This window comes from Myxococcus eversor (assembly GCF_010894455.1).
GTDB lineage: Bacteria > Myxococcota > Myxococcia > Myxococcales > Myxococcaceae > Myxococcus > Myxococcus eversor.
The window spans coordinates 134,515-160,429 of sequence record NZ_JAAIXY010000024.1; the positions used below are offsets into that span (position 1 = coordinate 134,515).

Annotated in this window: 21 protein-coding genes; 17 read left to right on the forward strand and 4 right to left on the reverse strand. The window is 70.3% G+C overall.

Going from position 1 to position 25,915, the window contains the following annotated elements; all coding sequences use genetic code 11:
- The first annotated feature begins 19 nt into the window (after positions 1–19).
- The 12 genes from G4D83_RS37380 (at position 20) to G4D83_RS37435 (ending at position 12,086) form a co-directional block, all read left to right on the forward strand.
- A complete protein-coding gene (locus tag G4D83_RS37380) occupies positions 20–394 on the forward strand; it encodes a response regulator (protein WP_163869691.1) in 375 nt (124 codons plus the stop codon).
- The gene (locus tag G4D83_RS37385; protein WP_163869692.1) at positions 391–2,739 is read left to right on the forward strand and encodes a chemotaxis protein CheA; all 2,349 of its coding nucleotides are present in this window, start codon (positions 391–393) and stop codon (positions 2,737–2,739) included. Before G4D83_RS37380 ends, G4D83_RS37385 begins: the two co-directional genes overlap by 4 nt.
- A gap of 34 nt (positions 2,740–2,773) precedes the next feature.
- Positions 2,774–3,340: a chemotaxis protein CheW gene (locus G4D83_RS37390; RefSeq protein ID WP_163869693.1), complete on the forward strand. Its 567-nt coding sequence runs from the start codon at positions 2,774–2,776 to the stop codon at positions 3,338–3,340.
- Entirely contained in the window at positions 3,337–3,861 is a 525-nt protein-coding gene (locus G4D83_RS37395; RefSeq protein WP_163869694.1) for a chemotaxis protein CheW, read from the forward strand. Before G4D83_RS37390 ends, G4D83_RS37395 begins: the two co-directional genes overlap by 4 nt.
- 6 nt (positions 3,862–3,867) lie before the next feature.
- Positions 3,868–4,263 (forward strand): hypothetical protein, encoded by a 396-nt coding sequence (locus G4D83_RS37400; protein WP_240357041.1) that lies wholly within the window; start codon positions 3,868–3,870, stop codon positions 4,261–4,263.
- Positions 4,260–6,236 (forward strand): HEAT repeat domain-containing protein, encoded by a 1,977-nt coding sequence (locus G4D83_RS37405; protein ID WP_163869695.1) that lies wholly within the window; start codon positions 4,260–4,262, stop codon positions 6,234–6,236. Before G4D83_RS37400 ends, G4D83_RS37405 begins: the two co-directional genes overlap by 4 nt.
- 15 nt (positions 6,237–6,251) lie before the next feature.
- Positions 6,252–7,124 carry a CheR family methyltransferase gene (locus G4D83_RS37410; protein WP_240357042.1) on the forward strand — a complete coding sequence of 291 codons (873 nt, stop codon included), beginning with the start codon at positions 6,252–6,254 and terminating at the stop codon, positions 7,122–7,124.
- Complete coding sequence (gene cheB / locus G4D83_RS37415; protein WP_163869696.1) at positions 7,121–8,158, forward strand: chemotaxis-specific protein-glutamate methyltransferase CheB; 1,038 nt, start codon at positions 7,121–7,123, stop codon at positions 8,156–8,158. The genes G4D83_RS37410 and cheB overlap by 4 nt, the downstream gene beginning before the upstream one ends.
- Positions 8,159–8,213: 55 nt before the next feature.
- Positions 8,214–8,594 (forward strand): response regulator, encoded by a 381-nt coding sequence (locus G4D83_RS37420; protein WP_163869697.1) that lies wholly within the window; start codon positions 8,214–8,216, stop codon positions 8,592–8,594.
- 14 nt (positions 8,595–8,608) lie between these two features.
- On the forward strand, positions 8,609–9,367 hold the full coding sequence (locus G4D83_RS37425; protein ID WP_163869698.1) for an ABC transporter ATP-binding protein: 759 nt from the start codon (positions 8,609–8,611) through the stop codon (positions 9,365–9,367).
- Complete coding sequence (locus tag G4D83_RS37430; RefSeq protein WP_163869699.1) at positions 9,364–11,097, forward strand: putative ABC exporter domain-containing protein; 1,734 nt, start codon at positions 9,364–9,366, stop codon at positions 11,095–11,097. Before G4D83_RS37425 ends, G4D83_RS37430 begins: the two co-directional genes overlap by 4 nt.
- 98 nt (positions 11,098–11,195) lie before the next feature.
- The gene (locus G4D83_RS37435) at positions 11,196–12,086 is read left to right on the forward strand and encodes an NAD(P)-dependent oxidoreductase (RefSeq protein WP_163869700.1); all 891 of its coding nucleotides are present in this window, start codon (positions 11,196–11,198) and stop codon (positions 12,084–12,086) included.
- Between the two features lie 67 nt (positions 12,087–12,153).
- Here G4D83_RS37435 and G4D83_RS37440 read toward each other — a convergent pair whose 3' ends face one another.
- Complete coding sequence (locus G4D83_RS37440) at positions 12,154–13,533, reverse strand: RagB/SusD family nutrient uptake outer membrane protein (RefSeq protein ID WP_163869701.1); 1,380 nt, start codon at positions 13,531–13,533, stop codon at positions 12,154–12,156.
- A gap of 3 nt (positions 13,534–13,536) precedes the next feature.
- Positions 13,537–16,539, reverse strand: a complete 3,003-nt coding sequence (locus tag G4D83_RS37445; protein WP_163869702.1) for a SusC/RagA family TonB-linked outer membrane protein — start codon at positions 16,537–16,539, stop codon at positions 13,537–13,539.
- A 555-nt stretch (positions 16,540–17,094) separates the two neighbouring features.
- On the opposite strand from G4D83_RS37445, the gene leuS reads away from it, so the two are divergent.
- From leuS to lptE, 3 genes are read left to right on the forward strand one after another with little or no spacing between them, the layout of a single operon-like run.
- Positions 17,095–19,596 carry a leucine--tRNA ligase gene (leuS, locus tag G4D83_RS37450; protein ID WP_163869703.1) on the forward strand — a complete coding sequence of 834 codons (2,502 nt, stop codon included), beginning with the start codon at positions 17,095–17,097 and terminating at the stop codon, positions 19,594–19,596.
- 12 nt (positions 19,597–19,608) lie between these two features.
- The gene (locus G4D83_RS37455; protein ID WP_176437184.1) at positions 19,609–20,205 is read left to right on the forward strand and encodes a hypothetical protein; all 597 of its coding nucleotides are present in this window, start codon (positions 19,609–19,611) and stop codon (positions 20,203–20,205) included.
- A gap of 32 nt (positions 20,206–20,237) precedes the next feature.
- Positions 20,238–20,762 (forward strand): LPS assembly lipoprotein LptE, encoded by a 525-nt coding sequence (gene lptE, locus G4D83_RS37460; RefSeq protein ID WP_163869704.1) that lies wholly within the window; start codon positions 20,238–20,240, stop codon positions 20,760–20,762.
- Positions 20,763–20,836: 74 nt separating this feature from the next.
- On the opposite strand, the gene rpsT is transcribed toward lptE, so the two are convergent.
- Together rpsT and mazG are read right to left on the reverse strand one after the other, a co-directional pair.
- Positions 20,837–21,109: a 30S ribosomal protein S20 gene (rpsT, locus tag G4D83_RS37465; RefSeq protein ID WP_163869705.1), complete on the reverse strand. Its 273-nt coding sequence runs from the start codon at positions 21,107–21,109 to the stop codon at positions 20,837–20,839.
- A 137-nt stretch (positions 21,110–21,246) separates the two neighbouring features.
- The gene (gene mazG, locus G4D83_RS37470) at positions 21,247–22,380 is read right to left on the reverse strand and encodes a nucleoside triphosphate pyrophosphohydrolase (protein ID WP_163869748.1); all 1,134 of its coding nucleotides are present in this window, start codon (positions 22,378–22,380) and stop codon (positions 21,247–21,249) included.
- Between the two features lie 198 nt (positions 22,381–22,578).
- Between mazG and G4D83_RS37475 the strand changes: the two genes are divergently transcribed.
- On the forward strand, positions 22,579–24,762 hold the full coding sequence (locus tag G4D83_RS37475) for a tetratricopeptide repeat protein (RefSeq protein WP_163869706.1): 2,184 nt from the start codon (positions 22,579–22,581) through the stop codon (positions 24,760–24,762).
- A gap of 4 nt (positions 24,763–24,766) precedes the next feature.
- Positions 24,767–25,888, forward strand: coding sequence for a DUF4388 domain-containing protein (locus G4D83_RS37480; protein ID WP_163869707.1), 1,122 nt, complete (start codon positions 24,767–24,769; stop codon positions 25,886–25,888).
- Positions 25,889–25,915: the final 27 nt, after the last annotated feature.

Genomic DNA, 25,915 nt, shown 5'->3' on the forward strand with positions numbered 1-25,915 from the left:
CCGTCCGGGGCGTGCGCTCATGCGTGTCAAGGTGCTGATTGTCGAGGACTCCAAGGCGTCGCGCGAGTACATCGCGTCGACCGTGGAGGCCGTGGAGGGCATCGAGGCCGTCGTCACCTCGAGCGGCTTCGAGGCCTTGAAGCTGCTGCCGCGCCACCGCTTCGAGCTCATCATCACCGACATCAACATGCCCGACATCAACGGGCTGGAGCTCATCAACTTCGTCAAGAAGAACCCCAACTACCGCGACGTCCCGCTCTTCATCATCACCACTGAAGGGCGCGAGCAGGACCGCGACAGGGGCCTGGCGTTGGGCGCGGCGGAGTACCTGGTGAAGCCGTTCAAGCCGGGCAGCCTGGAAGGGCTCCTGCGCCGCTACCTGAAGCTGCCGTGAGCGCTCCGAGCAAGGCGCTGGCCGAGTTCGTGGCCGAGGCGACCGAGATTCTGGAGGCGCTCGGCAAGGACCTGCTCGTGCTGGACGAGCGGCGCGGCCAGGAGGCGGACCCCGACCGGGTCAACGGCATCTTCCGCGCGGCGCACTCGCTCAAGGGCCTGGCGGGGCTCTTCGGCCAGGAGCGCATCTCCCGGCTGGCGCACGGGACGGAGGACCTGCTCGACAGGCTGCGGCTGGGCAAGCTGCACTTGAACGACGCGGTGCTCGACACGCTGATTGAAGCGCTGGACGCCTTCCAGGCGCTGCTGGCGGAGACGGCGCGGGGCACGGAGACGGACGGCCTCACGCGGCGCGCGGACGGCATGGCGGAGCGGCTGGGGCATCTGGGCGAGGCGCCCGTCGCTCGGGACGAAGACCCTTTGGACCGGTTGGAGCTGGAAGCGCAGGTGCGCTCCGTCTTCACCGAGTACGAGGAGCACCGGCTCCGGGAGAACGTGCGCAAGGGCGTGTCGATGTGGCGCGTGCGCGCCGCGTTCGACCTGTCCGACTTCGACAAGGGCCTGGCGGACCTGAACACGCGCCTCAAGCCCCTGGGCGAGGTCATCAGCACGCTGCCGTCGGCCCAGCCCGGTGGCGCGCATGGCATCGCCTTCGACCTCATCTTCGGCACCCAGGTCTCCGTGCCGGAGCTGGAGTCGGGGCTGAAGGGCACTCCGGCGGAGCTGGCGCGGCTCGCGGTGAGGCCCGCGACGACCCGAAGCGCCGAGGCCCTGGTCCGCGCCACCGAATCGCCCGCCATCGTCCTGGGGACCCTGGGCGTCGGCTCGGCGCCCGAGGCCTCCACCGGGACTTCGCCTCCCGCCAGTCGCGGGGTGCGCGCCGCGACGGATGGGGGGACTCATCAACCCTTGTTCCCGCTGGCGTCGGACCCCTCCGACACGGAGCAGGGTGAGACGGGCGCGTCCGGGCAGGACTCCGAGCCCGACGGAGAACCCGCCCCCTCGACGAAGGGCCCCTCGCTGGTGACGTATCTCCAGGGGCCCGGAGGCCGTGCGCCCGCGCTCGCGGCAACGCCCTCGGGCGCGTCTCAGGCGGGAGCCGGGGCCGCATCGGCCTTGGCCGAGCCGTCGCTGCGCTCCCTCACGCAGACGGTGCGCGTGGACATCGGCAAGCTGGATGGCCTCATCAACATGGTGGGCGAGCTCTTGCTCATCAAGGCCAGCCTCCAGCGGCTCGCGGAGTCGGCGCGGCAGGAAGGCGTGGTGCCTTTGTCGAAGCTGTTCGGCCAGGAGCTGGCGCGCGAGACGCGGGGCCTGGAGCGCAAGCTGGAGGCGCTGCAGGAGGGCCTGCTGGAAGCGCGGATGGTGCCGGTGGGCCAGGTGTTCGACAAACTGGCCCGGCTGGTGCGCCGAATCACTCGCGAAGCGGGCAAGGAGATCGACTTCGTCATCGGCGGCGGCGAGGTGGAGCTGGACAAGCTCATCGTCGAGGAGCTGAGCGATCCGCTGATGCACCTCATCCGCAACGCCATCGACCACGGTGTCGAGTCACCGGACACGCGGCTGGCGGCGGGCAAGCCCCGGCGCGCGGTGGTGTCGCTGCGGGCCGAGCAGAAGGGCAATCACGTCGTCATCCAGGTGAGTGACGATGGGGCGGGCATCGACGAGCTGCGCGTGCGCGAGGTGGCGTTGACGCGCGGCCTCATCACCCGCGCGCAGGCGGAGGAGATGGGGCGCCGGGAGCTGCTCAACCTCATCTTCCTGCCGGGCTTCTCCACCGCGCGCAGCGTGTCCGAACTCTCCGGCCGAGGCGTGGGCCTGGACGTGGTGAAGAACAACCTGGGCAACCTCTCCGGCATCATCGACGTGTGGAGCGAGCGCGGGAAGGGCACGGCCTTCCACCTGACGTTGCCCGTCACGCTCGCCATCATCCGCGCGCTGGTGGTGGGGGTGAGCGCTCGCACGTACGCGGTGCCGCTCAACAGCGTGTTGGAGATCCTCTCCGTCCAGCCTCGGGAGATACGCACCATGGAGCGCCGCGAGGTGCTGGACGTGCGGGGCCAGACTCTGCCCTTCGTGCGGCTGTCGCGGCTGTTCGGCCTGCCGGAGCGGCCCGTGAGCCGCTACTTCGTGGTGGTGGTGGGGCTGGCGCAGGAGCGGCTGGGCATCGCCGTGGACGAGCTGTTCGGCCAGCAGGACATCGTCACCAAGCCCCTGGGCGGCCGGTTGCAGTCCGTCCGGGGCATCTCCGGGGCCACGGACCTGGGGAACCGGCGGCCGGTGCTGGTGCTGGACGTGGCGGCGCTGCTGGAAGAGGGACTGGCCCTGGAGCGAAGGCGGGCCTGACGTCCGCCTTGGCCGGCTGCTATCCTCACGCGCTGTGTCCCGGTTCGCCGAACTGCTCGACGACTTCTTCTTCCGTCCGGACGAGGATGTCAGCGGCTTGCAGGACTTCGCCGCCGGCAGCGACGGTGTCGCCTCGGCCGCGCCCGAGGAAGTCCCGGAGGAGTACCTGTCCTTCCGCCTGGAGGGTGAGTCCTATGCGGTGCCCATCCGCGCGGTGCGCGAAATCTCCAAGGTGCCCCCGCTGACGGAGATTCCGAGGGCCGAGCCCCACCTGCTCGGGGTGATGAACCTGCGCGGGGAGCTGCTGCCCGCGTACGACATCAAGGTCCGGCTGGGGCTGGCCGAGAAGGCACCCCTGGTCGCCGGGCCGGACGCGCCCGTGCCTCCTCGGGACGCGCGCATCCTGGTGCTGCGCACGGAGACGGGGCCCGCGGGAGTGTGGGTGGACACCGTGTCCGGCGTGGTGAAGCTCAAGCCCTCGATGCTGGAGCCGCCACCGCCCGGTCTGCGACGGGGAGACAAGGACTGTGTCGTGGGCATCGGCCGACGCGGGCCTTCGCTGTACATCCTGCTGGACCCTGAACAGGCGCTGGCGCCATGAAGGACTCCGTCAACCTGCTGGCGCGTCACCCCTCGGGGGGGCCAGATGCGCCCGGTGAGCAGCCGGACACCCTCGTGCAGCTCTGCGCCTTCTTCGTGGGCGAGGAGGAGTACGTGCTGGATATCCAGCGCGTCGAGGAGGTGCTGCCGCTCCAGCGCGTGACGCCCATTCCGCATGCGCCCTCGTTCGTGGAGGGCGTGCTTCACCTGCGGGGCGTCATCCTCCCGGTGGTGGACCTGCGCCGCCAGCTCCAGGGCCAACCCTCGGTGGAGTCACGCAAGGCGCGGCTCCTGGTGTGTCGGCTGGGCGCGCGGCGGGTGGCGGTGCGGGTGGAGCGGGTGGCGGAGGTGTTGCGCGTGCGGCGGGGCGATATCAAGCCCGCGCCGGCGCTGCGGGTGTCGGGGCGCTCGCCCTTCGTGGTGGGCGTGTGTGGCCCTCCGGACCGTCTGCGGTTGCTGCTCGACTTGAAGGCCTTGCTGCGCGCGGAGCTGGAGCACGAAGCGGTGCGCCCGACGAAGTGAAGAGGGATGACGATGGACATGCAGCGCAGTGACTTGGACAACCACCGCCGCATCCTGGGCATCGCGCTCATCGCCATCAACGCGCTCACCGTGCTGGCGGGCATCGCGTTGAGCATCTTCTTCGCGTTCGGCGGGTTGATGATGGTGGGCGAAGAGGCCCGTGCCCGGGACCAGGTCGCCTACTGGCTCATCGGCGGCGGGCTCAGTGCGTGCGTCCTGGCGTTCGGCCTTCCAGGTGTCATCGCCGGCATCGGCCTGTTGAAGCGTCGCAGGTGGTCGCGGGTGCTGGCCCTCATCGTGGGAATCCTTGGGCTGTTCAACTTCCCGCTGGGCACCTGTCTGGGCATCTACGCCATCTGGTTCTACGCCCAGGAAGGCTCCGCCCAGGTCCTCGAGTCATGAGTCACCTGCCCGTCTTTCCCGCGGAGGAGGAGCGCTACCGGTCGCTCCAGGAGTTGGATCCGCGTGGCGGGGGCAGCCTGGACGTGCTCGTGGCGGGGCTCCATGACGAGAGCTGGCGGGTGCGCCACGCGGCGGCGGAGGGGCTCCAGCGGCTGTCCTCCCCGACGGACGTGGCGCTCCGGCTCGTCGACGTGCTGGGGGAGCGCGGTGAGACGGGGGCTCGCAACGCGGCGGCGGAGGCGCTGGTGGGGCTGGGACTGGCCGCCCTGGGCCCGCTGGTGAAGCTGCTGGGACATCCTGACCCGGACCAGCGCAAGTTCGCGGCGGACATCCTCGGGCAGCTCGGGCTTCATGCGGCGGAAGCCCCGCTGGTGCAAGCGCTGGAGGACCCGGACCTCAACGTGCGCGTGGCGGTGTCGGAGGCCCTGGGCCGGGTGGGCAGTGAGCACGGCGCGCGCGCGCTGGAGCGCCTGTTGAACGACGCGGAGCCGCTGCTCCGACTGTCCGCGCTGGAGGGCCTGGTGCTGCTGCGCCGTCCTCCGCCGCTGCCGGTGGTGGTATCGCTGTTGGACGACACGCGACTGAGGCGCAGTGCCTTCCGGGCGCTCGGCCTGATTCCCCAGGTGGCGGCCACGGAGTTGCTGTGTCAGGGACTGGAGTCCTCCACCCGCTCCGTGCGCGAGGCGGCCCTCGCGGCGCTCGGCATGCAAGCGTCGCTGGTGGAGTCCGCGCGGCGCGGTGAGCTGGAGGCGGTCATCCACGCGGCGCTGCGGCGCTTGCCGGACGCGGTGGCTCGACTGGCCCAGGCGCTGGAGTCGGAGGACGTGACGGTGCGCGCGGGCGCGCTGCTGGCGGTGGCGGCGCTGGGCGAGGCCTCCCTGGCCGTGCCCGTGGCCGAGGCCGCTCGCGAGGACCGCCTGCTTCGGGACGTGCTGAGCACGCTGGGGCGGCTGGGCGCGGAGGGTGGGCGCACGTTGCTCGCGGGGATGTCGGACCTGTCAGCGCCCGCGCGGGCGGCGGCGGCCGAGGCCCTGGTGGACCTGGTGGATGAGACGTCCGTCACGCCGCTGTGCGCGCTCTTGGAGTGGGCGGAGGACGACTTGCGCGGCGTGGTGGTGCGAGCGCTGGGGCGCACGCGCTCTCCGGAGGCGGCGAGCCCCCTGGTCGATTTGCTGAGGGACTCGGCGACGGCGGGCGCGGCGACGCGGGCGCTGGGCGTGCTCGCGGGGAGCTGTCGCGGGGCGGTGCTCGCGGCGCTGGAGGAGGCGGTGGCTCGGAGGGCGACGCCCGTGGCGGTGGCGGCGCTGGGCCGGGTGGGTGGCGCTCCCGCGTTGCCCTCGCTGCGCAAGCTGGCGCGGGACGTGGACCCCCGGTGGCGCGCCGCGGCGGTGGAGGTCGCGGGCGAGGTGGACGGCGGAGTGGGACGGGAGCTGGCGCGCGCGGCGCTCGCGGACGAGGCGGCGCCGGTTCGGGCGGCGGGGGCTCGGGCCATGGGGCGACTGGGAGGCTCGGAGGCGGGGGCGCTGCTGCGCTCCGCGCTCCAGGACGAGGAGTCGTCGGTGCGACGGGCGGCGGTGGACGCGGTGGGCGAGAGTGGCGCCACGGACCGCGTCGCGGAGCTGGAGCCATTGGTGCGCCACCCCGATGGGGCGCTGGCGGTGGCGGCGGTGCGCGCGTTGTCGCGGCTGGGACGCGTGGGCGCGCGCGTGTTGAGAGAGGCCTCGAATCATCCGGACGCGGAGGTGGTGAAGGCGGTGCTGTCGGCGGGGGCGGTGTCTCGGGAGGGTGTGGCGCTGGCGGAGTCCCTGCTGGAGCATCCGCACTGGGACGTGCGGGCGGCGGCGGCGCGGGTGCTGGGGGAGTCGGGCGGGCCGGAGAGCCTGGGCCCCACCCGGCGGGCGCTGGAGGCGGAGTCGGACGCCCTGGCCCGACAGGCGCTGGCAGACGCGGTGGCGCGCCTGTCTCGGCGCTGAGCGAGGGGACACGGGGTGGCGCGCTTCGACGACAGCCGGCCGGAGATGTCCGCGGAGGAGTTCCGGCTCCTGAGGGACCACGTGTACTCGCACTGCGGCATCCTGGTGCACGAGGACATGAAGTTCGTCATGGAGCGGCGGCTGTGGCCCCGGTTGGAAGCGCTGGGCGTGTCGGACTTCAGCGTGTACCACCGCTACCTCCGCTACGACGCGAACCGGCACGCGGAGCTGGAGGCAGCCGTCGAGTCGCTCACGACGCACGAGACGTACTTCTTCCGCGAGCCCTCGCAGCTCAAGGCGTTCCGAGAGGAGCTGCTGCCGCTCCTGGAGAAGCGCAACGCACGCACGAAGCGGCTGCGGCTGTGGTCGGCGGGGTGCTCCTCCGGCGAGGAGGCGTACACGCTGGCGATGCTTCTCAAGGACGAGCGCCGCTTCGAGGACTGGGACGTGGAGGTGTACGGCAGTGACATCTCCCGGCGCGTGCTGTCCATGGCCCGGAGCGCGGAGTATGGGCCGTCCGCGCTGCGCGCCACGTCGGCGGACCTGCTGGAGCGCTTCTTCGTGCCGGCGGGCAAGGCGAAGGTGCGGGTGCGTGACGACGTCCGGTCGATGGTGTCCTTCGGCCACCACAACCTGCTGGACGAGGCGGGCAGCCAACTGGTGATGAAGATGGACGCGGTGTTCTGCCGCAACGTGATGATCTACTTCGACCAGTCCGCGCGCAGGCGGGTGCTGCGCATCCTTCGCGACCGGTTGGTGCCGGGAGGCTATCTGCTGCTGGGCCATTCGGAGAACCTGCTCAACCTGGGCGCGGACTTCGAGCTGGTGCACCTGCGAGGCGACCTGGTGTACCGGCGGCCGGAGCTGACGGGGGGCGAGGCGCGATGAGCGGGCGGAAGGCTGTCTCCGTGCTCGTCATCGACGACTCCGCGCACAACCGGCACACGCTGACGACGCTGCTGGAGTCCGCGCCGGACGTCCGGGTGTTGGACCGCGCGGCCGACGGCGAGGAGGGGCTGAAGAAGGTCCTGGAGCTGAAGCCGGACGTGGTGACGCTGGACTTGGAGATGCCGAAGCTGGGCGGCTACACGTTCCTGCGGCTGCTGATGCGCACGGCGCCCACGCCCGTCATCGTCATCTCCAGCTATGCGCACCGCTCGGACGTCTTCAAGGCGCTGGAGCTGGGCGCGTTCGACTTCATCGCCAAGCCCGCCAAGGGCACCCCGGCGGAGCTGGAGGTCCTCCGTCAGGAGCTGCTGGAGAAGGTGCGCGCGGCGCTGCACGTGCGGCCAGGGCAGCGTCACGCCTCGCCCGGGGCGCGGGCCCTGGCGGTGGCGGGCGAGCTGCCGCTGGTGGTGTCCATCGGCGCCTCCACGGGTGGGCCTCCGGCGGTGCAGCGCGTGTTGGAGGGACTGGCCGCGGAGCCCACGCCGTGCGTGCTGGTGAGTCAGCACATGCCCGCGCAGTTCACCCGGGCCTTCGCGGACCGGTTGGACCGCATCGGCCCCTTCACCGTGACGGAGGCGACCGACGGGGACCCGGTGCAGCCGGGGCACGTGTACATCGCTCCTGGTGGGAGGCACCTCGTGGTGGTGGAGCGTGGCACGCGGCTGGAGCTGCACACGCCGCCTCCCACGCCGCTGGACAAGTACGCGCCGAGCGTGGACCGGCTCTTCACCAGCGTGGCGCAGGTGCTGGGCAGCCGCGCACTGGCGGTGGTGTTGACGGGCATGGGCGCGGATGGGGCGGCGGGCGCGCGCGAGGTACAGCGCGTGGGCGGCGAGGTGTGGGCCGAGTCGGAGGAGACGGCCGTCGTGTTTGGCATGCCAGGGGAGGCCATCGCCTCGGGCGCGGTGAAGCGGGTGCTGCGACTGGGGGAAATCGGACCCGCGCTGGCGACGCTCGCCCGGCGACGGCGATGAGGGCACGCGGAACAGCGGGCGGTGGACGAGTCCCGGGTGTTAGTCTGGGCGAGTCATGACGCAGCAGATTCGAGCCCTGGTGGTGGACGACTCGCAGGCCATGCGACGCAGCATCATGTACGCGTTGCAGCGCATCAGCGGGATGGCCTGCACGGAGGCGCAGGACGGCGTCGAGGGTCTGAAGAAGTTGACCCAGGGCCGCTTCGACCTGGTGCTCACTGACATCAACATGCCGTTGATGGATGGACTCAAGCTCATCCACCACATCCGTCATGCGACGGACCATCGCCATGTGCCCATCGTCGTCATCACGACGGAGGGCGCGGCGGCGGACCGGGAGCGGGCCTTGTCGCTGGGCGCGAGCGCGTATCTGGTGAAGCCCGTGCAGGCCAAGGTGGTGATGGACACCGTCAAAGACTTGCTGAAGCTGGACTGAGGGCGAGCGCGCGAATGGACTTCGTCCTGCGGGTGGCGGGCCTGGAGAAGCGCTACGGCGCGGTGAACGCCGTGCAGGGCCTCACCTTCGCGGTGGCGCCCGGCGAGGTGCTCGGGTTGGTGGGCCCCAATGGCGCGGGCAAGACGTCCACGCTGCGGTGCCTGGCGGGCATCCTCCCTCCCACGTCGGGGAGGGTGGTGGTGGCGGGCTACGATTTGGCGAAGGACGCGGTGGACGCCAAGCGCGAGCTGGCCTTCCTTCCGGACGAGCCTCGCTTCTTCGACTACCTCACGGTGTGGGAGCACCTGAACTTCACGGCGCGCCTCTACGGCGTGGAGGACTGGGAGGAGCGAGGCAAGGCGCTGCTGGAGGAGATGGAGTTGACGGGCAAGGAGAAGGCGCTGCCGGGCGAGCTGTCTCGCGGCATGAAGCAGAAGCTGTCCATCGCCTGCGGCTTCCTGCACTCGCCCAAGCTCATCCTGCTGGACGAGCCCCTCACGGGCCTGGACCCGATTGGCATCCGTCGGATGAAGGCGTCCCTGCGCCGCCGCGCGGAGGAGGGGGCGGCGCTGGTGTTGTCCTCGCACCTGCTGCCGCTGGTGGAGGAGCTGTGTCACCGGCTGCTGGTGATTGCCGGAGGGCGGGCCATGGCGCTGGGCAGCCTGGAGGCGATTCGCTCGCGGCTGAGTGGCCCGGAGGGGGAGAGCGCGTCGCTGGAGGACCTCTTCGTGCGCATCACCAGCGGAGCCGGGACGGAGAAGCCCCCGCCGTGAGCTTCTCGAGCGCCGTCGTCTTCCTGTGGCTGGCCTCCTCGCGCAACCGGCTGCGGCTCCAGCTCCAGCGACTGCGCAGGCCGCGCTATCTCGTCGGGGCCCTGGTGGGGCTGGGCTACATCTACTCCATCTTCCTGCGGCGGCTGGAGTTCGGCGGGGCGCTGAGCAACGTGCCTCCCGGCGTGCGCCTGTTCGCGGAGCTGTCGCTGGTGTTCTCCGCGCTCGTCACCGTGTTCTCCGCGTGGGCGCTAGGGCCGGACCGTCCCTCACTGACCTTCACGGAGTCGGAGGTGGTGCAGCTCTTCCCCGCGCCCGTCACCCGAACCTCGCTCCTGCACTACAAGCTGGCGCGCGGCGTGCTGGGCGCGGCGATGGGCGCGCTGTTCGCCTCGCTGTTCGTCGGTCGGCTGGTGAGTCACGCGCCGGGCCTGTTCTTCCTGGGCGCGTTCCTGTCGTTGGGGACGCTGTACCTGCACGCCACGGCCGCGTCCTTCATGCGCACGCGCTGGGCGGAGACGTGGGGCACGCGGGGGCTGGTGGCGCGCTGGCTTGCGCTGGGGTGCGTGCTCGCGGCGGTGGGCCTGGCGGCGTACGCGGCGCTGGATGCGCACCCCTTTCCGAGGACGCTGTCGGTTCCCGGGGTGCTGCGCAACTGGGTGCAGGCGGTGGTGGCCTCACCGGGGTTGAGCGCGGTGTTGTGGCCAGCGCGACTGCTGGTGGCGCCCGCGCTGGCCCAGGACTCGAGCGCGTTCCTGAGCGTGGTGCCGCCGGTGCTCGGGCTGGCGCTGGCGCACTACGTCTGGGTGCGGCTGGCGGAAGTCCCTTTCGAGGAGTCCGCGGTGACGCAGGCCGAGACGCGCACCCGCGAGCGGGCGCAGCGGGCCTCGGGTGGCGTCGCGAAGGGAAGGGCGGTCTCGTCGCGCAAGGCGCCCTTCCGGCTGTCGGCGCGAGGTCGGCCGGAGGTGGCGCTCATCTGGAAGAACCTCATCACCCGCAGGCGGATGGCGGGCGGGGTGGCGTCGGTGCTGGCCTCGCTGCTTTTGGGGTGCGCCATCGTCGCGATGATGGGCGAGTCGCGCTTCTTCACGGACACGCGCCGGGTGCTGGGGCCGCTGGGCGTGTCGCTCGCGGCGATGATGGCGGTGGTGGGGCCGAGCGTCTTCCGCATGGACCTGCGGATGGACCTGCCCAAGCTGGACCTGCTGCGCGCGCTGCCGCTGGCGGGCTGGCAGGTGGTGGGCGCGGAGCTGGCGGCGTCGGCGCTGATGGTGGGCCTGCTCCAACTCGGACTCCTCACGGTGGGCCTCTTGAGTGGCCCGGGCGCCGAGGACCCGTGGCTCATGACGTGGTGGTGGCCGGGCGGGGTGGCGCTCGCGCTGCTGTTGCCCTCGATGTCACTGGCGGGGCTCTTCGTGCAGAACGCCGCGGTGGTGCTGTTCCCCGCGTGGGTGCCCGCGGACCGGACGGGCAGCGCGCGCGGAATCGAGGCACTGGGCCAACGCCTGCTGACGTTGATGGGCTCGCTGGTGGTGTCGCTGGTGGGCCTGCTGCCGGCGGCGCTGGCGGGCGCGGTGGTGGGCTTCCCCCTGTGGTCCTCGTTGGACGTGTGGGCGCTGCCTTTGGGCGCGGCGGCGGCTTCCGCCGTCCTGGCGGGGGAGGTGGTCCTGGGCGTGCTGCTCTTGGGCCGTGCTTTCGAACACCTGGACGTCTCCGAGGACCGTCCGGAGTAGGCCCGGGCGTTGGCTCCTGGACGCACGTGGACAGCGTGCTTGCGGCGCCCGGACGCGAAAGCGCAGGTTGGCGCGGACCGAACGGACGGGAGCGCGACATGAAGCTGGGTTTCGTGGGACTGGGCAACATGGGACTGCCCATGGCGAGGAGTCTGCTCTCCGCGGGGTACGAGGTGGCGGTGTGGAACCGCTCCGCCGCGCGCGGTGAGCCCCTGGTGAAGCAGGGCGCCCGCGCGGTGGCTTCGCCCGCCGAGGCGGCGAGGGGCGCGGAGGTCGTCTTCAGCATGCTCGCGGACGACAGCGCGGCGGAGGGCGTGGCTTTCGGCCCCCAAGGCATCATCTCGGGGCTGGCGAAGGGCGCCGTGCACGTCTCGTCGAGCACCATCTCCGTGGCGCTCTCCCAGCGCTTCACGGACGCGCACGCGAGCGCCGGTCAGGGGTACGTGGCCGCGCCCGTGTTCGGCCGTCCCGAGGCCGCGGCGACGAAGCAGCTCTGGGTGGTGGCGGCGGGCGCGAAGGCGGACGTGGAGCGCTGCCGGCCGCTGCTGGAGGCGCTGGGGCGGGGGCTCACGGTGCTGGGCGAACAGGCGTCCATGGCCAACGTGGTGAAGCTCTCCGGCAACTTCCTCATCGCGTCGATGCTGGAGGCGCTCGCGGAGGCGTTCGCCTTCACGCGCAAGTCAGGCATCGAACCGAAGCAGTTCATGGAGCTGTTTCGGGCCGTCTTCGCGAACTCGCCCATCTTCGAGCGCTACGCGCAGGCCATCGCCGAGGAGAAGTATTCCCCCGCGGGCTTCGCGATGCGGCTGGGGCTCAAGGACGTGGGGCTGGTGCTGGAGGCGGCGCGCGCGGCGGAGGTGCCGATGCCGCTGGCCAGTCTCGTGAGGGACCAGTACCTGAGTGGCGTGGCCCAGGGGCATGGGGACCTGGACTGGTCCGCGCTGGGGGCGCTCGTGGCGGAGCGCGCAGGACTGCCCAAGGGGCGCTGAACGACGAAGGGCCTCCAGGTTTCGTCCCTGGAGGCCCTTGTGTGTCCATCTGTCTTGCTACCTCTTGCTACGGCCGCGCGTTGATTTCGGCGACGGGGATGGGGTAGCGCTCGTGCGGCCCGTAGCTGTCATCCAGGTTGCGGGGCAGCTCGTTCAGCCGGTTGTAGCGACGCATGTCGATCCACCGGTGCCCGCCCTCGAACAGGAGCGAGTAGCGCTTCTGCACCAGCAGCTCGTCCAGGGCGTTCGCGGCGGTGATGTCCGCGCGAGGCGCCAGCCGGCCGGAGCGGGTGCGGATGTAGTTGAGGTCATCCGCCGCGGGGCCAATCTGGCCCAGGCCGATGTTGGCCTCCGCGCGGAGGAGGATGAGCTCCTCGTTGCGGATGATGGGCACCGGCGAGTCCGCCGAAGGGTAGATCGTGAAGGCCAGGTCCGTCGTCAGCCGGCCACCCGCGGCGCTCGCCGGCGCCGCCAGCTTGCGCGTCTTGCGCGTCAGCCGGTCATCCAGCGCATCGTTCGCCTGGCGCGGCGCATCCGTCTCGAGGGAGGGGTGGGCGTAGATGGTGACGCTCAGGAGGCTGTTGTCCACGTCGCCGGAGGCCGCCCGGAACACGTGGTAGACGCCCACGTTGAGCGACGTGATGGCCCCCGCCTTCGCGCCGTCGTCAGCGGACGCGGTGGCGTCGATGAACGACTGGCTCAGCGCCGTCAGCGCGTCCTCGTTCCGGCCCATGTACACGGACACACGCGCCTTGATGGCGCGGTTGAACCGCCGGAACGTGGCCGGTGTATCGAAGCCCGCGAAGCCGGTGCTCATCCGGAACGAGAACGCGTCACCCGCGTTGTCCAGGTGAGCGGCCGCCTCATCGAGCAGCGTCGCGATGCGGGTGAACACCTCGGCCTTGCCGACGATGGGCGCCAGCTGGCCCAGGGGCAGGTCCACGTCGATGGGCGCGCCGTTGGTGTCGTGGGTGTTGATGACCACCAGGAAGTCGAGCGCCTGGATGGTCTTCGTGAAGCCCCGGATGCCCTCCTTCTGCGCGTCCGTGAAGGCCGCGACCTTGTCCAGCGCCGCCAGCACCGTGTTGGCGTTGCGGATGTTGGAGTAGGGGGCCGCCCAGAAGTTGCCGCCGAAGGCGCCGGCGCCCGGGTCCAGCGTCGGCCCGAGAATCTCCTCCACCGTGCGAGGGTCCGCGGGGTCGAAGACGTACGCCTCGCGGCCGATGGTGCCCAGCTGCGCGACGTAGCCGTTCTGTATCGCCACGCCCGCGCGGTGTCCGATGATCAGACCCGTGGAAGCGCTGTTGACGGCGGAGCTGGTGGGGTTGTTCTTGAACTCGTCCAGGCTCGGGTTGTTCAGGTCGCCGATGTCCAGGCTGCCGCAGCCGCCCAGGCCCAGCACGGCGCAGAGCGCCACCACGGTCTTCTTCGTCTGGTTGATATTCATGGCCTAGAACCCGACGTCGAGCGACGTCCAGAAGCTGCGGCTAGGGGGGAAGGGAGCGACGTCGATGTTGCGAGCGATGGCCTGGTTGCCGAAGTTGCTCACCTCGGGGTCCAGACCCGAGTAGTTGGTGAACATCAGCAAGTTGCGGCCGCTCAGGCTGAGGCGCGCGTTCTGCAGCTTCGGAATCGCGGACACCCAGCTCTTGGGCAGGTTGTAGCTGAGCGTCACTTCGCGCAGCTTCAAGAAGGACGCATCCTCCACGTAGATGCCCGCGTTGTTGCGGCGGTCCTGCAGGCGCTGACGGCCCGCCGTCTCGTAGTCCACGGACGTGCCGGCGCCGTCATACAGGAAGCGCGTCAGGTTGATGACGTCGCTGCCCTGCTGCCAGTGCCACAGGAAGGACAGGGTGACGTCCGAGACGCGCAGGGTGTTGGCCCAGCCGAGCGTGAAGGTCGGCTCGGTGTCGCCAATCTTCTTCACGATGGGCACGCCGTTCTCGTCGCGGCCCACGTTGCCGACAATCTGCGTGGCGGAAGAGCCCTCCTCGATGAAGAACGCGCCCAGGGAGTTGCCGAAGCCACCCGCCTGGAAGGAACCCGCGGGCAGGCTCGTCACCTTGCTGCGGTTGAGGGCGAACGTCGCGGAGCTCGTCCACTCGACCGCCCCGCGCACCGGCGTCACCTGGAGCATGGCCTCGATGCCGCGGTTGCGCAGCGCGCCGCCGTTGACGAACTGGGTGGTGAAGCCCGTGGAGCTCGGCAGGGCGCGCTGCAGCAGCATGTCGCTGATGGCGCGCTGGTACACCGACAACTCCACCGTGACATCGCCGCCGAACATCAGCGCATCGATACCGGCCTCGATTTCACGCTGGCGCTCCGGACGGATGTTGGGGTCGCCCGCGACGCCCGTGCCGACGAGGCCCGGCGTGCCCTGCACGTTGCCCAGCGCGCTCATGCCGCTGAACTTCATGCCGTACAGGGGCTGGTTGCCCGTCTCGCCGTAGGCCGCGCGGACCTTGAGCTCGTTGAGGGCCGCGATGTTCGTGGGGATGCGGTAGGCGGACGCCAGCTTCGGGTAGAAGAACAGCTTGTTCGGATTGCCGTTGGCGCTGCTCTGCTCGCCGCGGATGGCGCCGACCAGCGTCAAGCGGTCATCCAACGTGACAATCTCCTCCTGGACGTAGTAGCCGCGGTCCCGGATGTGCGTCGACGTGTCGCGCACGCCAATCACGGTGCCGTTGTCCACGCCGGGCTGACCGGCGTTGAGGTTCTCGGAGACGATGTACGTGGAGTCGATGCGGCGCTCCTCGAACTGCACACCGCCGGACGTCGTGGCGGTGAGGAACTTCGAGGCGGGCTTGTACGAGTGCACCAGGTTGATGCCGCTGTTGATGTTGCGCACCTGGCTGGTGCCGAACAGCGACGTGCCCGGGAAGGTGTCGTCCACCGGCTCGAAGTTGAGCTCTGGCGGGAACAGCAGCCGGTTCTCCTGCTGGAAGCGGTCCACACCCGCGTTGGCGAGCAGGCGCAGGTGGTTCTCGTCATTCTTCCACAGGTGGAAGGTGGCATCACCGGAGCCGATGAAGCGCCACACGTCCTCGTCGTTCTTCACCAGCGCGGACGTCTGCAGCGGGTTGGCGCCGTTGGGCAGGAACGGGTTGACGGGGTACACGCCTTGCGCGTTCGGTTCCATGTTGAGGAACTCGGGCACGTTCGGCAGCACCATGTAGTTGGTGATGGTCTGGTTGTCGTTGTTGGTGAGGCCGCGCTGGCCCAACGTGTGGATGAGGTTGGTGGCGACGTTGATCTCCACCGCGTCGCCCAGCGACTGACCCAGGTTCAGGCGGAACGACTGCTTGTCGTAGCCCGTGTTGGCGATGATGCCCTCGTCGCTGCGGAGCATCGCGGAGGCGAAGTACTTGGTGTTGCCCGACGCGCCGCTCACGCTGGCGAGCGTCTCCGTGGACAAATCCCGGCGGCCCGCGAGCTTGGCCTCGTGGTCGTACGTCCGGCCCGTGTAGTAGTCGGCCGCGGCGGGGCCGAACTGCTCGACGGCCTCTTCCACCGTCTCGAAGCGGCGGGTGCCCAGCTTGTTGGCCAGGGTGTACAGGCCCACGCGCTGGGTGATTTCGAACTTGGGCTCACCGGCGCGACCGCGCTTGGTGTTGATGATGACGACGCCGTTGGCGGCCTTGGAGCCGTAGATGGCGGCGGCGGACGCGCCCTTGAGGACCTCGATGCTCTCGATGTCGTTGGGGTTGATGTCCGCGATGCGGTTGACCTGGTTGTCCTGCGTGGGGTTCGGGTTGGAGCCGCCCACGGAGTCGGTCACCACGTACACGCCGGAGGCGATGGCCACGTCGCTGACGAGCACGCCGTCGATGACGTAGAGCGGCGCGGTGGAGCCGTTGATGGTGGACACGCCGCGCAGGCGCATCTGGATGCCGCCGCCCGGGGCGCCGGAGTTCTGCTGGATGTTGGCGCCGGCGACCTTGCCCTGGAGGGCCTGGTCGATGGTCTGCGCGGGAGCGCGGTTCATCTCCTCCGCGCTGACGGAGGCCACCGAGTTGGCCAGGTGCTTACGGGCCAGCTCGGAGGCGCGGCCGACGACGACCATCTCTTCCGAGAAGATGTTGTCGAGCGCCACCGTCACGTTGTTCTGCGTGGCGCCGACGCGCACCTCTCGCTCGCCGTAGTCCTGGCTGGAGAAGAGCAGCGTGACGGAGCCCGCGGGAACGTTGGGCAGCGAGAAGGTGCCGTCCAGCTCCGTCTCCACGCCCTGCGTGGTGCCCTTGATGATGACGCGGACGAGCGGAAGACCTTCGTTCGTCAGTCGGTCCGCGACGCGCCCCTTCACGGTGCGGCCCAGGGCGGGCGTGGCGGCGGGAGCGGGAGTCGTCGGAGTGGTGCTGGCCGGGGCCGCCTCCGCGGGCGCCGGCGTCGCGGGAGCTTGAGCGGCGGGTGCCGGCTGCGGTTCCGCGGCGGGCGGGCTCGCTTCCTGCGCCATTGTTTCCAACGAGAAGAGTGCGATCACGCACCCCGGAATCAACGCTCTCTTAAGCGTCATTCGGATCTTTCCTCGCAACGGTGGGACGGCCCCCCCAGCAGGTGCCGTGGGCGCGAATCGTCACCGTCTGAACTGAACCAGTCAATGGCGAGACTTGTTTTTCAAGAATGTTGGCCAAATCCATCCAAACGGAAATATTCCGATCTCGTACCGAGTCAGCGATGACGCGGGGCGTGCCGCGCCTCACGTCAGAGGGAGATCAGGTCCCTACCTGTCTGGGAACGTCGTGGATCTCCCGGAGGCCGACCCCTCGAATCGGGTGGGCGGCTTGCCCGCCGCCACGCCCGCAAGTGGGTTCTTGCCAGCTTGCGTTGGCGCGAGGGTGCGCCCTGGAAGTGAGCAAGGAGCGGGCGGACGGGGGCTCGAACGGGGACAGAAGTGGCCGGGGCCAGCGGTTCTCCCAGGTCAGTCGGAGGAATCTGGCCCCGTCGGGCTGAGACGAGGGCGAGGGCCCTTGCTCACAGGGGCAGCCCTCCCATAAGAGGCGCAGCGGACATGGCGATGAACGAGCGTTACGAGCCGCAGTCGATTGAAGGCAAGTGGCAGGCCCGCTGGGACGAGGCCGGCATCTTCCGGGCAGGCAAGCGCCCGGGCGCACCGAAGAAATACGTGCTCGAGATGCTGCCGTACCCCAGTGGCAAGATGCACATGGGGCACGTGCGCAACTACCTCATCGGGGATGTGTACGCGCGGTACTTCCTGATGCGCGGCTACGACGTGCTGCACCCCATGGGCTGGGACGCCTTCGGTCTGCCGGCGGAGAACGCGGCCATCAAGGACGGCGTGCACCCGGCGCTGCGCACCGCGGAGAACATCGTCTCCTTCAAGCAGGAGATGAAGAGCCTGGGGTACAGCTACGACTGGGAGCGCGAGGTCAACACCTCGAAGCCCGAGTACTACCGCTGGAACCAGTGGTTCTTCATCAAGATGCTGGAGCGCGGGCTCGTCTATCGCCGCTTCAGCAAGGTGAACTGGTGTACCGGCTGCCACACCGTCATCGCCAACGAGCAGGTGAAGGACGGCGTGTGCGAGCGCTGCTCGTCGCCCGTGGTGGATCGGGAGATGCCCGAGTGGGCGTTCCGCATCACCCGGTACTCGCAGGACCTGTTGGACGCGCTGGACACGCTCAAGGAGTGGCCGGACCGCATCACCTCCATGCAGCGCAACTGGATTGGCCGCTCGGACGGGGCCGAGGCGGACTTCCGCGTCCAGGGCCACGAGGCCGCCTTGCGCGTCTTCACCACGCGCATCGACACCATCTACGGCTGCACCTACGTGGTGCTCGCGCCGGACCACAAGCTGGTGGCCCAGGTGACGACGCCCGAGCGCCGCGCGGACGTGGACGCCTTCGTCAAGCGCATGGCGGCCCAGTCCAAGACGGAGCGGACGGGGGAGGACACGGAGAAGGAGGGCATCTTCACGGGCGCCCACGCCGTCAACCCCTTCACGGGCCAGCAGGTGCCCATCTGGATCGCCAACTTCGTGTTGAGCGACTACGGCACGGGCGCGGTGATGAGCGTGCCCGCGCACGACGAGCGGGACTTCGCCTTCGCGCGCAAGTACGCGTTGCCGGTGAAGGTCGTCATCCAGCCGGCCACGGGTGACAAGCTGCCCGCGGGTGACGCGTTGGAGGCGGCGTACACCGAGTACGGCGTGCTGGTGGACTCGGGCGAGTACACCGGGATGCCGTCCGAGGCGGCGCGCACCGCGATGGCCGCGAAGCTGGAGAAGGACGGCCAGGGCCGCGCGACGGTGACGTACCGCCAGAAGGACTGGGGCTTCAGCCGCCAGCGCTACTGGGGCACGCCCATCCCCATCGTCTACTGCGAGAAGTGCGACCCGGAGCGCCACGGCATCCCCGTGCCCTTGGAGCAGCTCCCGGTGAAGCTGCCGGACATCGACGTCCAGGAGGTGCTCACCGGCAAGGGCGAGCCCCCGCTGGCCAAGGTCGCCTCGTGGGTGAACACCACCTGCCCGAAGTGCGGTGGCCCCGCCCGGCGTGAAGCGGAGACGATGGACACCTTCGTCGACTCCTGCTGGTACTTCGCGCGCTACCTGTCGCCGCACTACGACGCCGCGCCGTTCGACCCGAAGGAAGCCCAGCGCTTCCTGCCCGTGGACATCTACGTGGGCGGGCCCGAGCACGCGGTCATGCACCTGCTCTACTTCCGGTTCTGGACCCGGGTGATGAAGCTGCTGGACCTGAGCCCGGTGGACGAGCCCGTCAAGCGCCTGATTACGCAGGGCATCGTCAACGGTCCGGATGGCCGGAAGATGTCCAAGCGCTGGGGCAACGTCGTCGCGCCGGCCTCCATCATCCAGGAGTACGGCGCGGACACGGCGCGCGCATACGTCATGTTCGCCGGCCCGCCGGAGCGCGACTTCGACTGGTCCGACGATCAGGTGGAGGGCGTGTTCCGCTTCCTCAAGCGCGTCTGGGTACTGGCCTCCACGCACCACGCCTCGGTGGCGGGTGCCACGCACGATGGCCCCTTCGAGGGCAAGGCGCTGGAGATCCGCCGCGCGGCGCACAAGTGCCTGAAGCGGGTGGGGGAGGCCATCGAACGGCTGTCGTTCAACACGGCCATCGCCGGCATCATGGAGGGCCTCAACGCGCTGTCCGCGACGGGGACGCCAGAGACGCCCGCGGAGAAGGCGGCCATGGCGGAGGCGGTGCGCCTGCTCGCGGTGGTGCTCACGCCCTTCGCGCCGCACATCGCGGACGAAATCGCCGAGGCCTACGGGAGCAAGGAACTCACCGTCGCGCAGCCGTGGCCGGACTTCGACCCCGCGCTGGTGGTGGATGACGTCATCCCCTACGCCGTGCAGGTGAACGGCAAGCTGCGCGCGGAGATTCGCGTGGCGGCGGACGCGGGGGAGGCGGACGTGCGCGCGGCGGCGGAGGCGGACGAGCGGGTGCAGTCCGCCCTGGCCGGCAAGACGCTGCGCAAGTTCGTCTTCGTGCCCAAGCGGCTGGTGAACTTCGTCGTCGGCTGAGCGGAGACCCGGGTGCCGGCCGAGGTCCTCGTCATGTGCACCGCGTGTGGCCAGCCTCAAAAGGCGGGCGGCGCGCGGTGCCTCGCCTGCGGGGCCCCGCTGCCAGAGGCGCCCGTGCCCACGCCGCTCGGGCCCTTCCTCTCGGCGGACCTGGGCGGTGGCCGTTCCCTCGTCGGTGAGAGCGGGAAGCTCACCTATCGCGTGGCGGAGGCCGTTCCACCCCTCGTCGTGGAGCTCATCCAGCTCCGCGCGTTGACGCTGGAGTCCCGCCCCTTCTTCGAGGCCCTGGTGCTGTGTGGGTTCGGCCTGCTGGGCCTCGTGGCCGGGGGGCTTCCCCTGAAGCTGGTGATGTTCGCCCTGGCGGCGCTGGGCATGCTGCTGGCGGCGGTGTGCCAGGTGCACGCCCTGGTGCTGGAGACGTCGACGGGCGGACGGCTGCGCTGGCCGCTGGGGCTGGCGCGCCGAGGCTCGGAGCGGGACGCGAGGCTCCTGGGGGCGTGGCACACGCTGGCGGGCGCGATGAAGGCCCGGGGTGTCGTGGTGCGGGACTCGAGCGGGGCGGTGCTCACCGGGCCTTCGTCGGAGCCCCCCGAGGGCCCTCGCGCTTGACGGAGTGGTTCGGGCGGGTAGGGTGCCGGCCCATGTCGCTTCCCTTCTGGACTGCCTCACGGCGTCTCCACCTGGCCGTGCTGCTGATGGGTTGGGGGGCCTGCTCGGCGTTGCTTCCGGGGTGTGGCTATCGCCTGACACCGCGCGGCTCGGGGCTGCCTCCCGGAGTGGAAACCGTGTGCGCGCCCATCTTCGGCAACGACACGTCGGAGCCCGCGCTGGAGACAATCTTCACGCGCTACTTCCGTCAGGAGCTGACGCGAGTGGGGCGGCTGGGGAGCGGGGCTTCGTGCGACGCGCGCGTCGAGGGGACGGTGCTGTCGCTGTGGAGCTCGCCCACGATTGTGGGGCGCTTCTTCCGCGTCGCCGCCACCGTGAGGCTGCGGCTGGTGAAGGAAGGCCTGCCTCCCCAGGAGACGGTCATCTCGGGCACCGAGGACTATCTGCCGGGGACCGGAGACGTTCTGGAGGCGGAGTCCAACCGTCAGGCGGCGATGGACCGGCTGGCGGAAGTGCTCATGCGTGATGGGTTCGAGCGGCTGGCCAGCACCTGGTGAGGAGGCGGGTGCCTCCTCCCGGGGAGCCTGCTTCGAGGACGACGGAGGGGACTCTTGAGGAGCCCCCAGGTGCATCAGGCCTGACGCGCGCTCTTGGCGGCGGCCTTGGCGAGGCGGGAGATGCGGCGGGACGCGGTGCGCTTGTGGAGCACGCCCTTGGTCGCGGCCTTGCTCAGGGCCTTGGAAGCCGCCTTGAGCGCGTCCGTCTTCTTGGCGCCATCCTTGGTGCCAATGGCCTCCCGGGCGGACTTCACCGCGGTCTTCACGTCGGAACGGACCGTGACGTTGCGGGCGCGGCGCTTCTGGGACTGACGGTGACGCTTCTCTGCGGACTTGGTGTTGGCCAAGAGAAATCTCCAGCGAAAGGCAGGCTAAAAAGAGGGGCCGTCCTTACTGCGACGCCTCGAAAGCGTCAAGGCGCGCGTGCTCATCCAGCCGGGATTTCCGGACTCTGGACGCGGATCAGCGAAGTTCGCGGGGAAAATCATCCAGCGGAGAGGGTGTATTCCCACACCAGCCCAGCCGGATCCTGGAAGGACAGTCGCCCGGCGAGGGAGTCCGAGGTTCCTCCGGGGCGGATCTGCTCGACCCTCTGTCGCAGGCGCTCCACCGCGAGGGTGGAAGGCGCCTCCAGGGTGAAGGTGGCGCCCGCGGCCGAGGCGGGTGCGCGCTGGAAGACGAGCCGCAGCGAGCCGTCCTCGTAGCGGGCCTCGTCTGGCGTGGGGCGGTGGGTCGTCCACCCCAGGGTGGGGGCCAGCGCGTCCCAGAAGGCCTTCTGGGCGTCCAGGTCCGCCACGCCCAGCCGCAGCGTGGAGACGGGAGCGCGGGGCAGCGACCTGGGGGGCGGGAGGGACTTCTCCTTCGCCTTGGCCGCCTGCCAGTGGCGCTCCATGTGCTCCAGGGAGGCGCCGCCGAAGGGGACCCCCTCGGCGCGCAGGGCGGCCTCGATGTGCTGGAAGCGGGTGGTGAAGCGGTGGCTGGCCATGCGCAGGGCATCCTCGGCGGGCGTCTTCACGAAGCGCGCGAGGTTGGCCAGGGAGAAGAGGACGTCGCCCAGCTCGTGTTCAATGGCGTCGCGGTCTCCGGAGGCGATGGCCTCGTCCAGCTCCACCAGCTCCTCGGCCAGCTTGCCGCGCACGCCAGCGAGGTCGGGCCAGTCGAAGCCGATGCGGCTGGCCTTCTCCGTCAGTCGCTCGGCGCGCAGGAGGGCGGGCGCGGCGGTGGGAACCCCGGCCAGGACGGAGCCCTCGTCGCCCGTCTTGAGCTTGCGCTCATCGGCCTTGAGCTTGGCCCAGTTGGCCAGGACCTGCTCGGAGCCGTTCACACCCTTCAGCTCGCCGAAGACGTGGGGGTGTCGGCGGGTGAGCTTGTCGCTGATGGCCTTGCTGACGTCGGCCATGGTGAATTCGCCCAGCTCGGCGGCGAGCTGCGCGTGGAAGACAATCTGGAAGAGCAGGTCACCCAGCTCCTCGCACAGGGAGTGCCAGGGCCCGCCCGAGCCGACGCGGTCCATCTCGTCCAGGACCTCGAACGCCTCCTCGACGAGGTAGGGGCGCAGCGAGCGGATATCCTGCTCCCTGTCCCAGGGGCAGCCATCCTTGGCGCGCAGCCGCCGCATGATGTCCACCAGACGCTCCAGCTCCGTCCCGGGGGTGCCTGCTTCGCTCACGGTCGCCTCCTCGCGGGGCCAGGTCCCGCGACGTGCGTCCCTGTAACACGCGGCCCGTGGGTCGCATCCGGAAAGGCGGCGACAGGACGGGGCAGGTGGCGTTCCGTTTCGTGGTTCGGCCGGGCTCGCCTATCATCCGAGCCCTGGATGATCCGCCTCCCGCTTTCCTCCCTGATCCTCTGGGGCCTGTTGCTCCTGACTCCGGCGTTGGCATCCGCTCAGCTCGAGGCGCCCACGCGGCTCCAGGAGGTGGACCCCGGTCCACTGGAGCCCGACCTGCAGGACGAGTCCCTCGACGCGGCGGACCCGGTTTATGACGGCCCCGCCGACGACGGTGAAGTCGAGGCCGAGCAGGACGACGTTCCCCGCAGGGCGCCGCGCGGAGGGAAGGAGAAGGCCTCGGCCCTCCCGGCTCCCTCGAAGCCCTCGGTGACGCCGCCCCCCGTCGATCCCGCGCCCGTCGTCATCGTGCCCAGGCCGGTGCTCAGCCCCATCCTGACGCCTCGCGTGTCGGACGAAGAGGTGCTGGCGGTGTGGGACCGGTGGCGGCAGGCGCGAGCGACGAACGACACGGCCACGGCGGAGAAGGCGCAGCAGGAGCTGGTGACGCTGAAGCGCGAGTTGCTCGCGGCGGACCTGGAGCCCATCAGCGTCGGCTTCATGCGCGAGGCGGAGGTGCGCGGGCGGGCGGGCGACCTCGGCGGCGCCATCCGGTTGGCGGAGCTGGCGGTGGAGCTGTCTCCCCGGCTGCCGCTCGCGCGCTTCGGGCTGGCGGAGCACTACGCGATGTCATCCCCGGCGGAGCCTGGCCGCTACATGGGAGCGCTGCGCGCGGCCTTCGTGTCCATGGCCTTGGACCCGCGCTACCGGGGTCCGGCGCTGGCGGACCTTGGCGCGCTGCTGTTGCTGGCGTGGTCCGCGACGGCGGTGGCGCTGGTGGGCCTGCTGTTCCTGAGGCGGGTGCGCTACGCGCTGCATGACTTCCACCACCTGCTGCCGCGCGCGGTGGCCCGGTGGCAGTCCGTGCTGTTGGGGGTGTTGCTGCTCGGCCTGCCGCTGACGCTGGGGATGGGCCTTATCCCCCGGCTGCTCGTATTGCTGGCGGTGGTGGTGCCCTACCTGACCCGGCAGGAGCGGGTGGTGTCCACGGTGCTGCTGGCGGGGCTGGGTCTGGCGCCGCTGGCCGCGGGACAGCTCACCCGGCTGACGGCCTTCGCTGGAACGCCCGCCGAGGACGTCTATCTGTTGGAGCGCGGTGGCCTCTCCGCCGAGGGCGCCATGGCGCGCGTCAAGGCACGGCACGAGGCCCGCGCGGCCACCTTCCCGGAGCTGGCGGCGCTGGGCCAGTACGAGTCACGCCGGGGCTTGCTGGAGGACGCGCGGTCGCACTTCAAGGCGGCCTCGGCGGTGCGCAGCGGGGATGCGCGGCTGTTGACCCGCTTCGGCAACACGCTGGTGGGGTTGGGGGACGAGGACGGCGCCGCGCAGCTCTACGTGCAGGCGTCCCAGGCGGATCCGAAGATGGCGGCGCCTCACTACAACATCGCGCAGATCTACCGCCGGCGGGCCAAGACGCTGCCGGACGCGGAGGTCGGCAAGGCGATGGAGCGCGTGACGACCGCCACCGCGTCGGCGCAGGCGCTGGATGGAGAGCTGCTCCGGCGAGAGCCCCCTCCGGATGAACGCCTGCTGCTCAACCTCCTGATGCTGGCGCCGGCGATGCCGGAGTCGGAGTGGCTGTCGCTCGCGGACGGAGCGGAGGCGGGGCGTCGGGTGGAGGCGCAACTGGAGCGCTGGCTGTTGCCGGGGGTGGAGCCGGGGCCGGTGGCCTGGGCGCTGCCGGCCGTGGTGGCGGTGCTGCTGGTCGGCTGGGGCCTGCTGACGCAGCGACTGAAGGCCGCGAAGGTGTGCGAGCGCTGCGGCCGTCCGGTGTGCGTGCGGTGTGACCCCGAGCTGGGCGTTGGCAGTCAGCAGTGCGGCCAGTGTGTGAATGTCTTCTCCCGCCGGGGGCTGGTGCCGCAGCAGTTGCGGCAGCGCAAGGCGGACCAGGTGCAGCGTCATCAAGCGTGGGCGGGCCGGGTGACGTACGCGGCGGGCGTGCTGCTGTCGGGCGCCGGGCATGTGTTCTCGGGACGGGCGGTGCGCGGCGCGCTGTATGCGTTCCTCTTCCTCTTCGCGCTGGCCGCGACGCTCCTGCACCACGGACTGGTGCGAGCGCCCCATGGAGACGCGCCGCTGTACCTCAAGCTGGTGCCGATGGTGTTGCTGCTGGTGAGCGTCTACGTGCTGTCCCTGCGCGGCCTGCACCGGCTGCGGCAAGGGGAGGAGTGAGACCATGTCCCTGAAAGGCACGCTCAAGGACTTCGGCATCGGCGACATCCTTCAGCTCATCGGTCAGCAGCAGAAGACGGGCTCGCTCCAACTGGACAACAAGGACCAGGAGGTCCGCATCGGTTTCCGGGACGGCCACATCATCAAGGTCGAGAGCATCACCCGGAAGCGCAAGGACCTCATCGGCGCCATGCTGGTGCGCGCCGAGCTCATCACCGAGACGCAGTTGGAGGCGGCGCTGGAGACGCAGCGGCGCACCCTCAAGCGGCTGGGTGACGTGCTCGTCTCCAGCCAGGCCCTCACCGCTGAGCGCTTCCAGTCGATGATGCAGTTGCAGGCCACGGAGACGCTCTCCCGCCTCTTCACCTGGAAGACGGGCACCTACGAGTTCATCCAGGAGCCCGTCGAGCCCGACGCCGAGGCCATCCGCCCCCTGCGCGCCGAGACGGTGCTCATGGAGGGCTTCCGGATGGTGGACGAGTGGCCCGTCATCCGGAAGTCCATCCACCGCGACGACCTCTCGTTCGAGCGCATCAAGGCCCTGCCTCCGCCGCGCGAAGGCGAAGAGGGTGGCGAGCTGGGCGTCATCGCCACCACCGAACGGCGCGTGTACGACGAAATCGCGCCCGGCCGTGATTTGCGCAAGCTGGTGGACGTCTGCTGCCTGGGCGAGTTCGAGACCTGCAAGGCCCTGCACAACCTGGTTCGGGGCGAGTACGTGCGCATCATCCACCCGGAGGGGGCTCGGGCTCCCGCGCCGGGGGACGAGCGCCTGCTCTCCCGCATGGGGGGCGTGGTGGGTCGCGTGGTCGCCACCATGGGTGTGCTGGCGGTGCTGGCCGTGGTGGTGTCCCGGGTGGCGCTGGCGGATCCAGAGAGCACGCGCGCGGCCACCGGGTTCGCCGATGCCGCGGCCCAGCGTCATGTTTCCGATGCCCAACGCGTCCGCATCGAGTCCGCGCTGGAAGTGTTCCGCCTGGAACGCGGTGAGCTGCCGGAGCGACTGGATGCTTTGGTGCAAGCTGGATTGTTGAGCGCGGAGGAACTCAGATACCCCTGGCGGGAGGAGTACTACTACCGGCGGCTGGCCGCTCGGCGGTTCGTCCTCCTGCCACCCTTGCGCTAGTCGTCACCCAAAGTCGTCTTTCGAAGG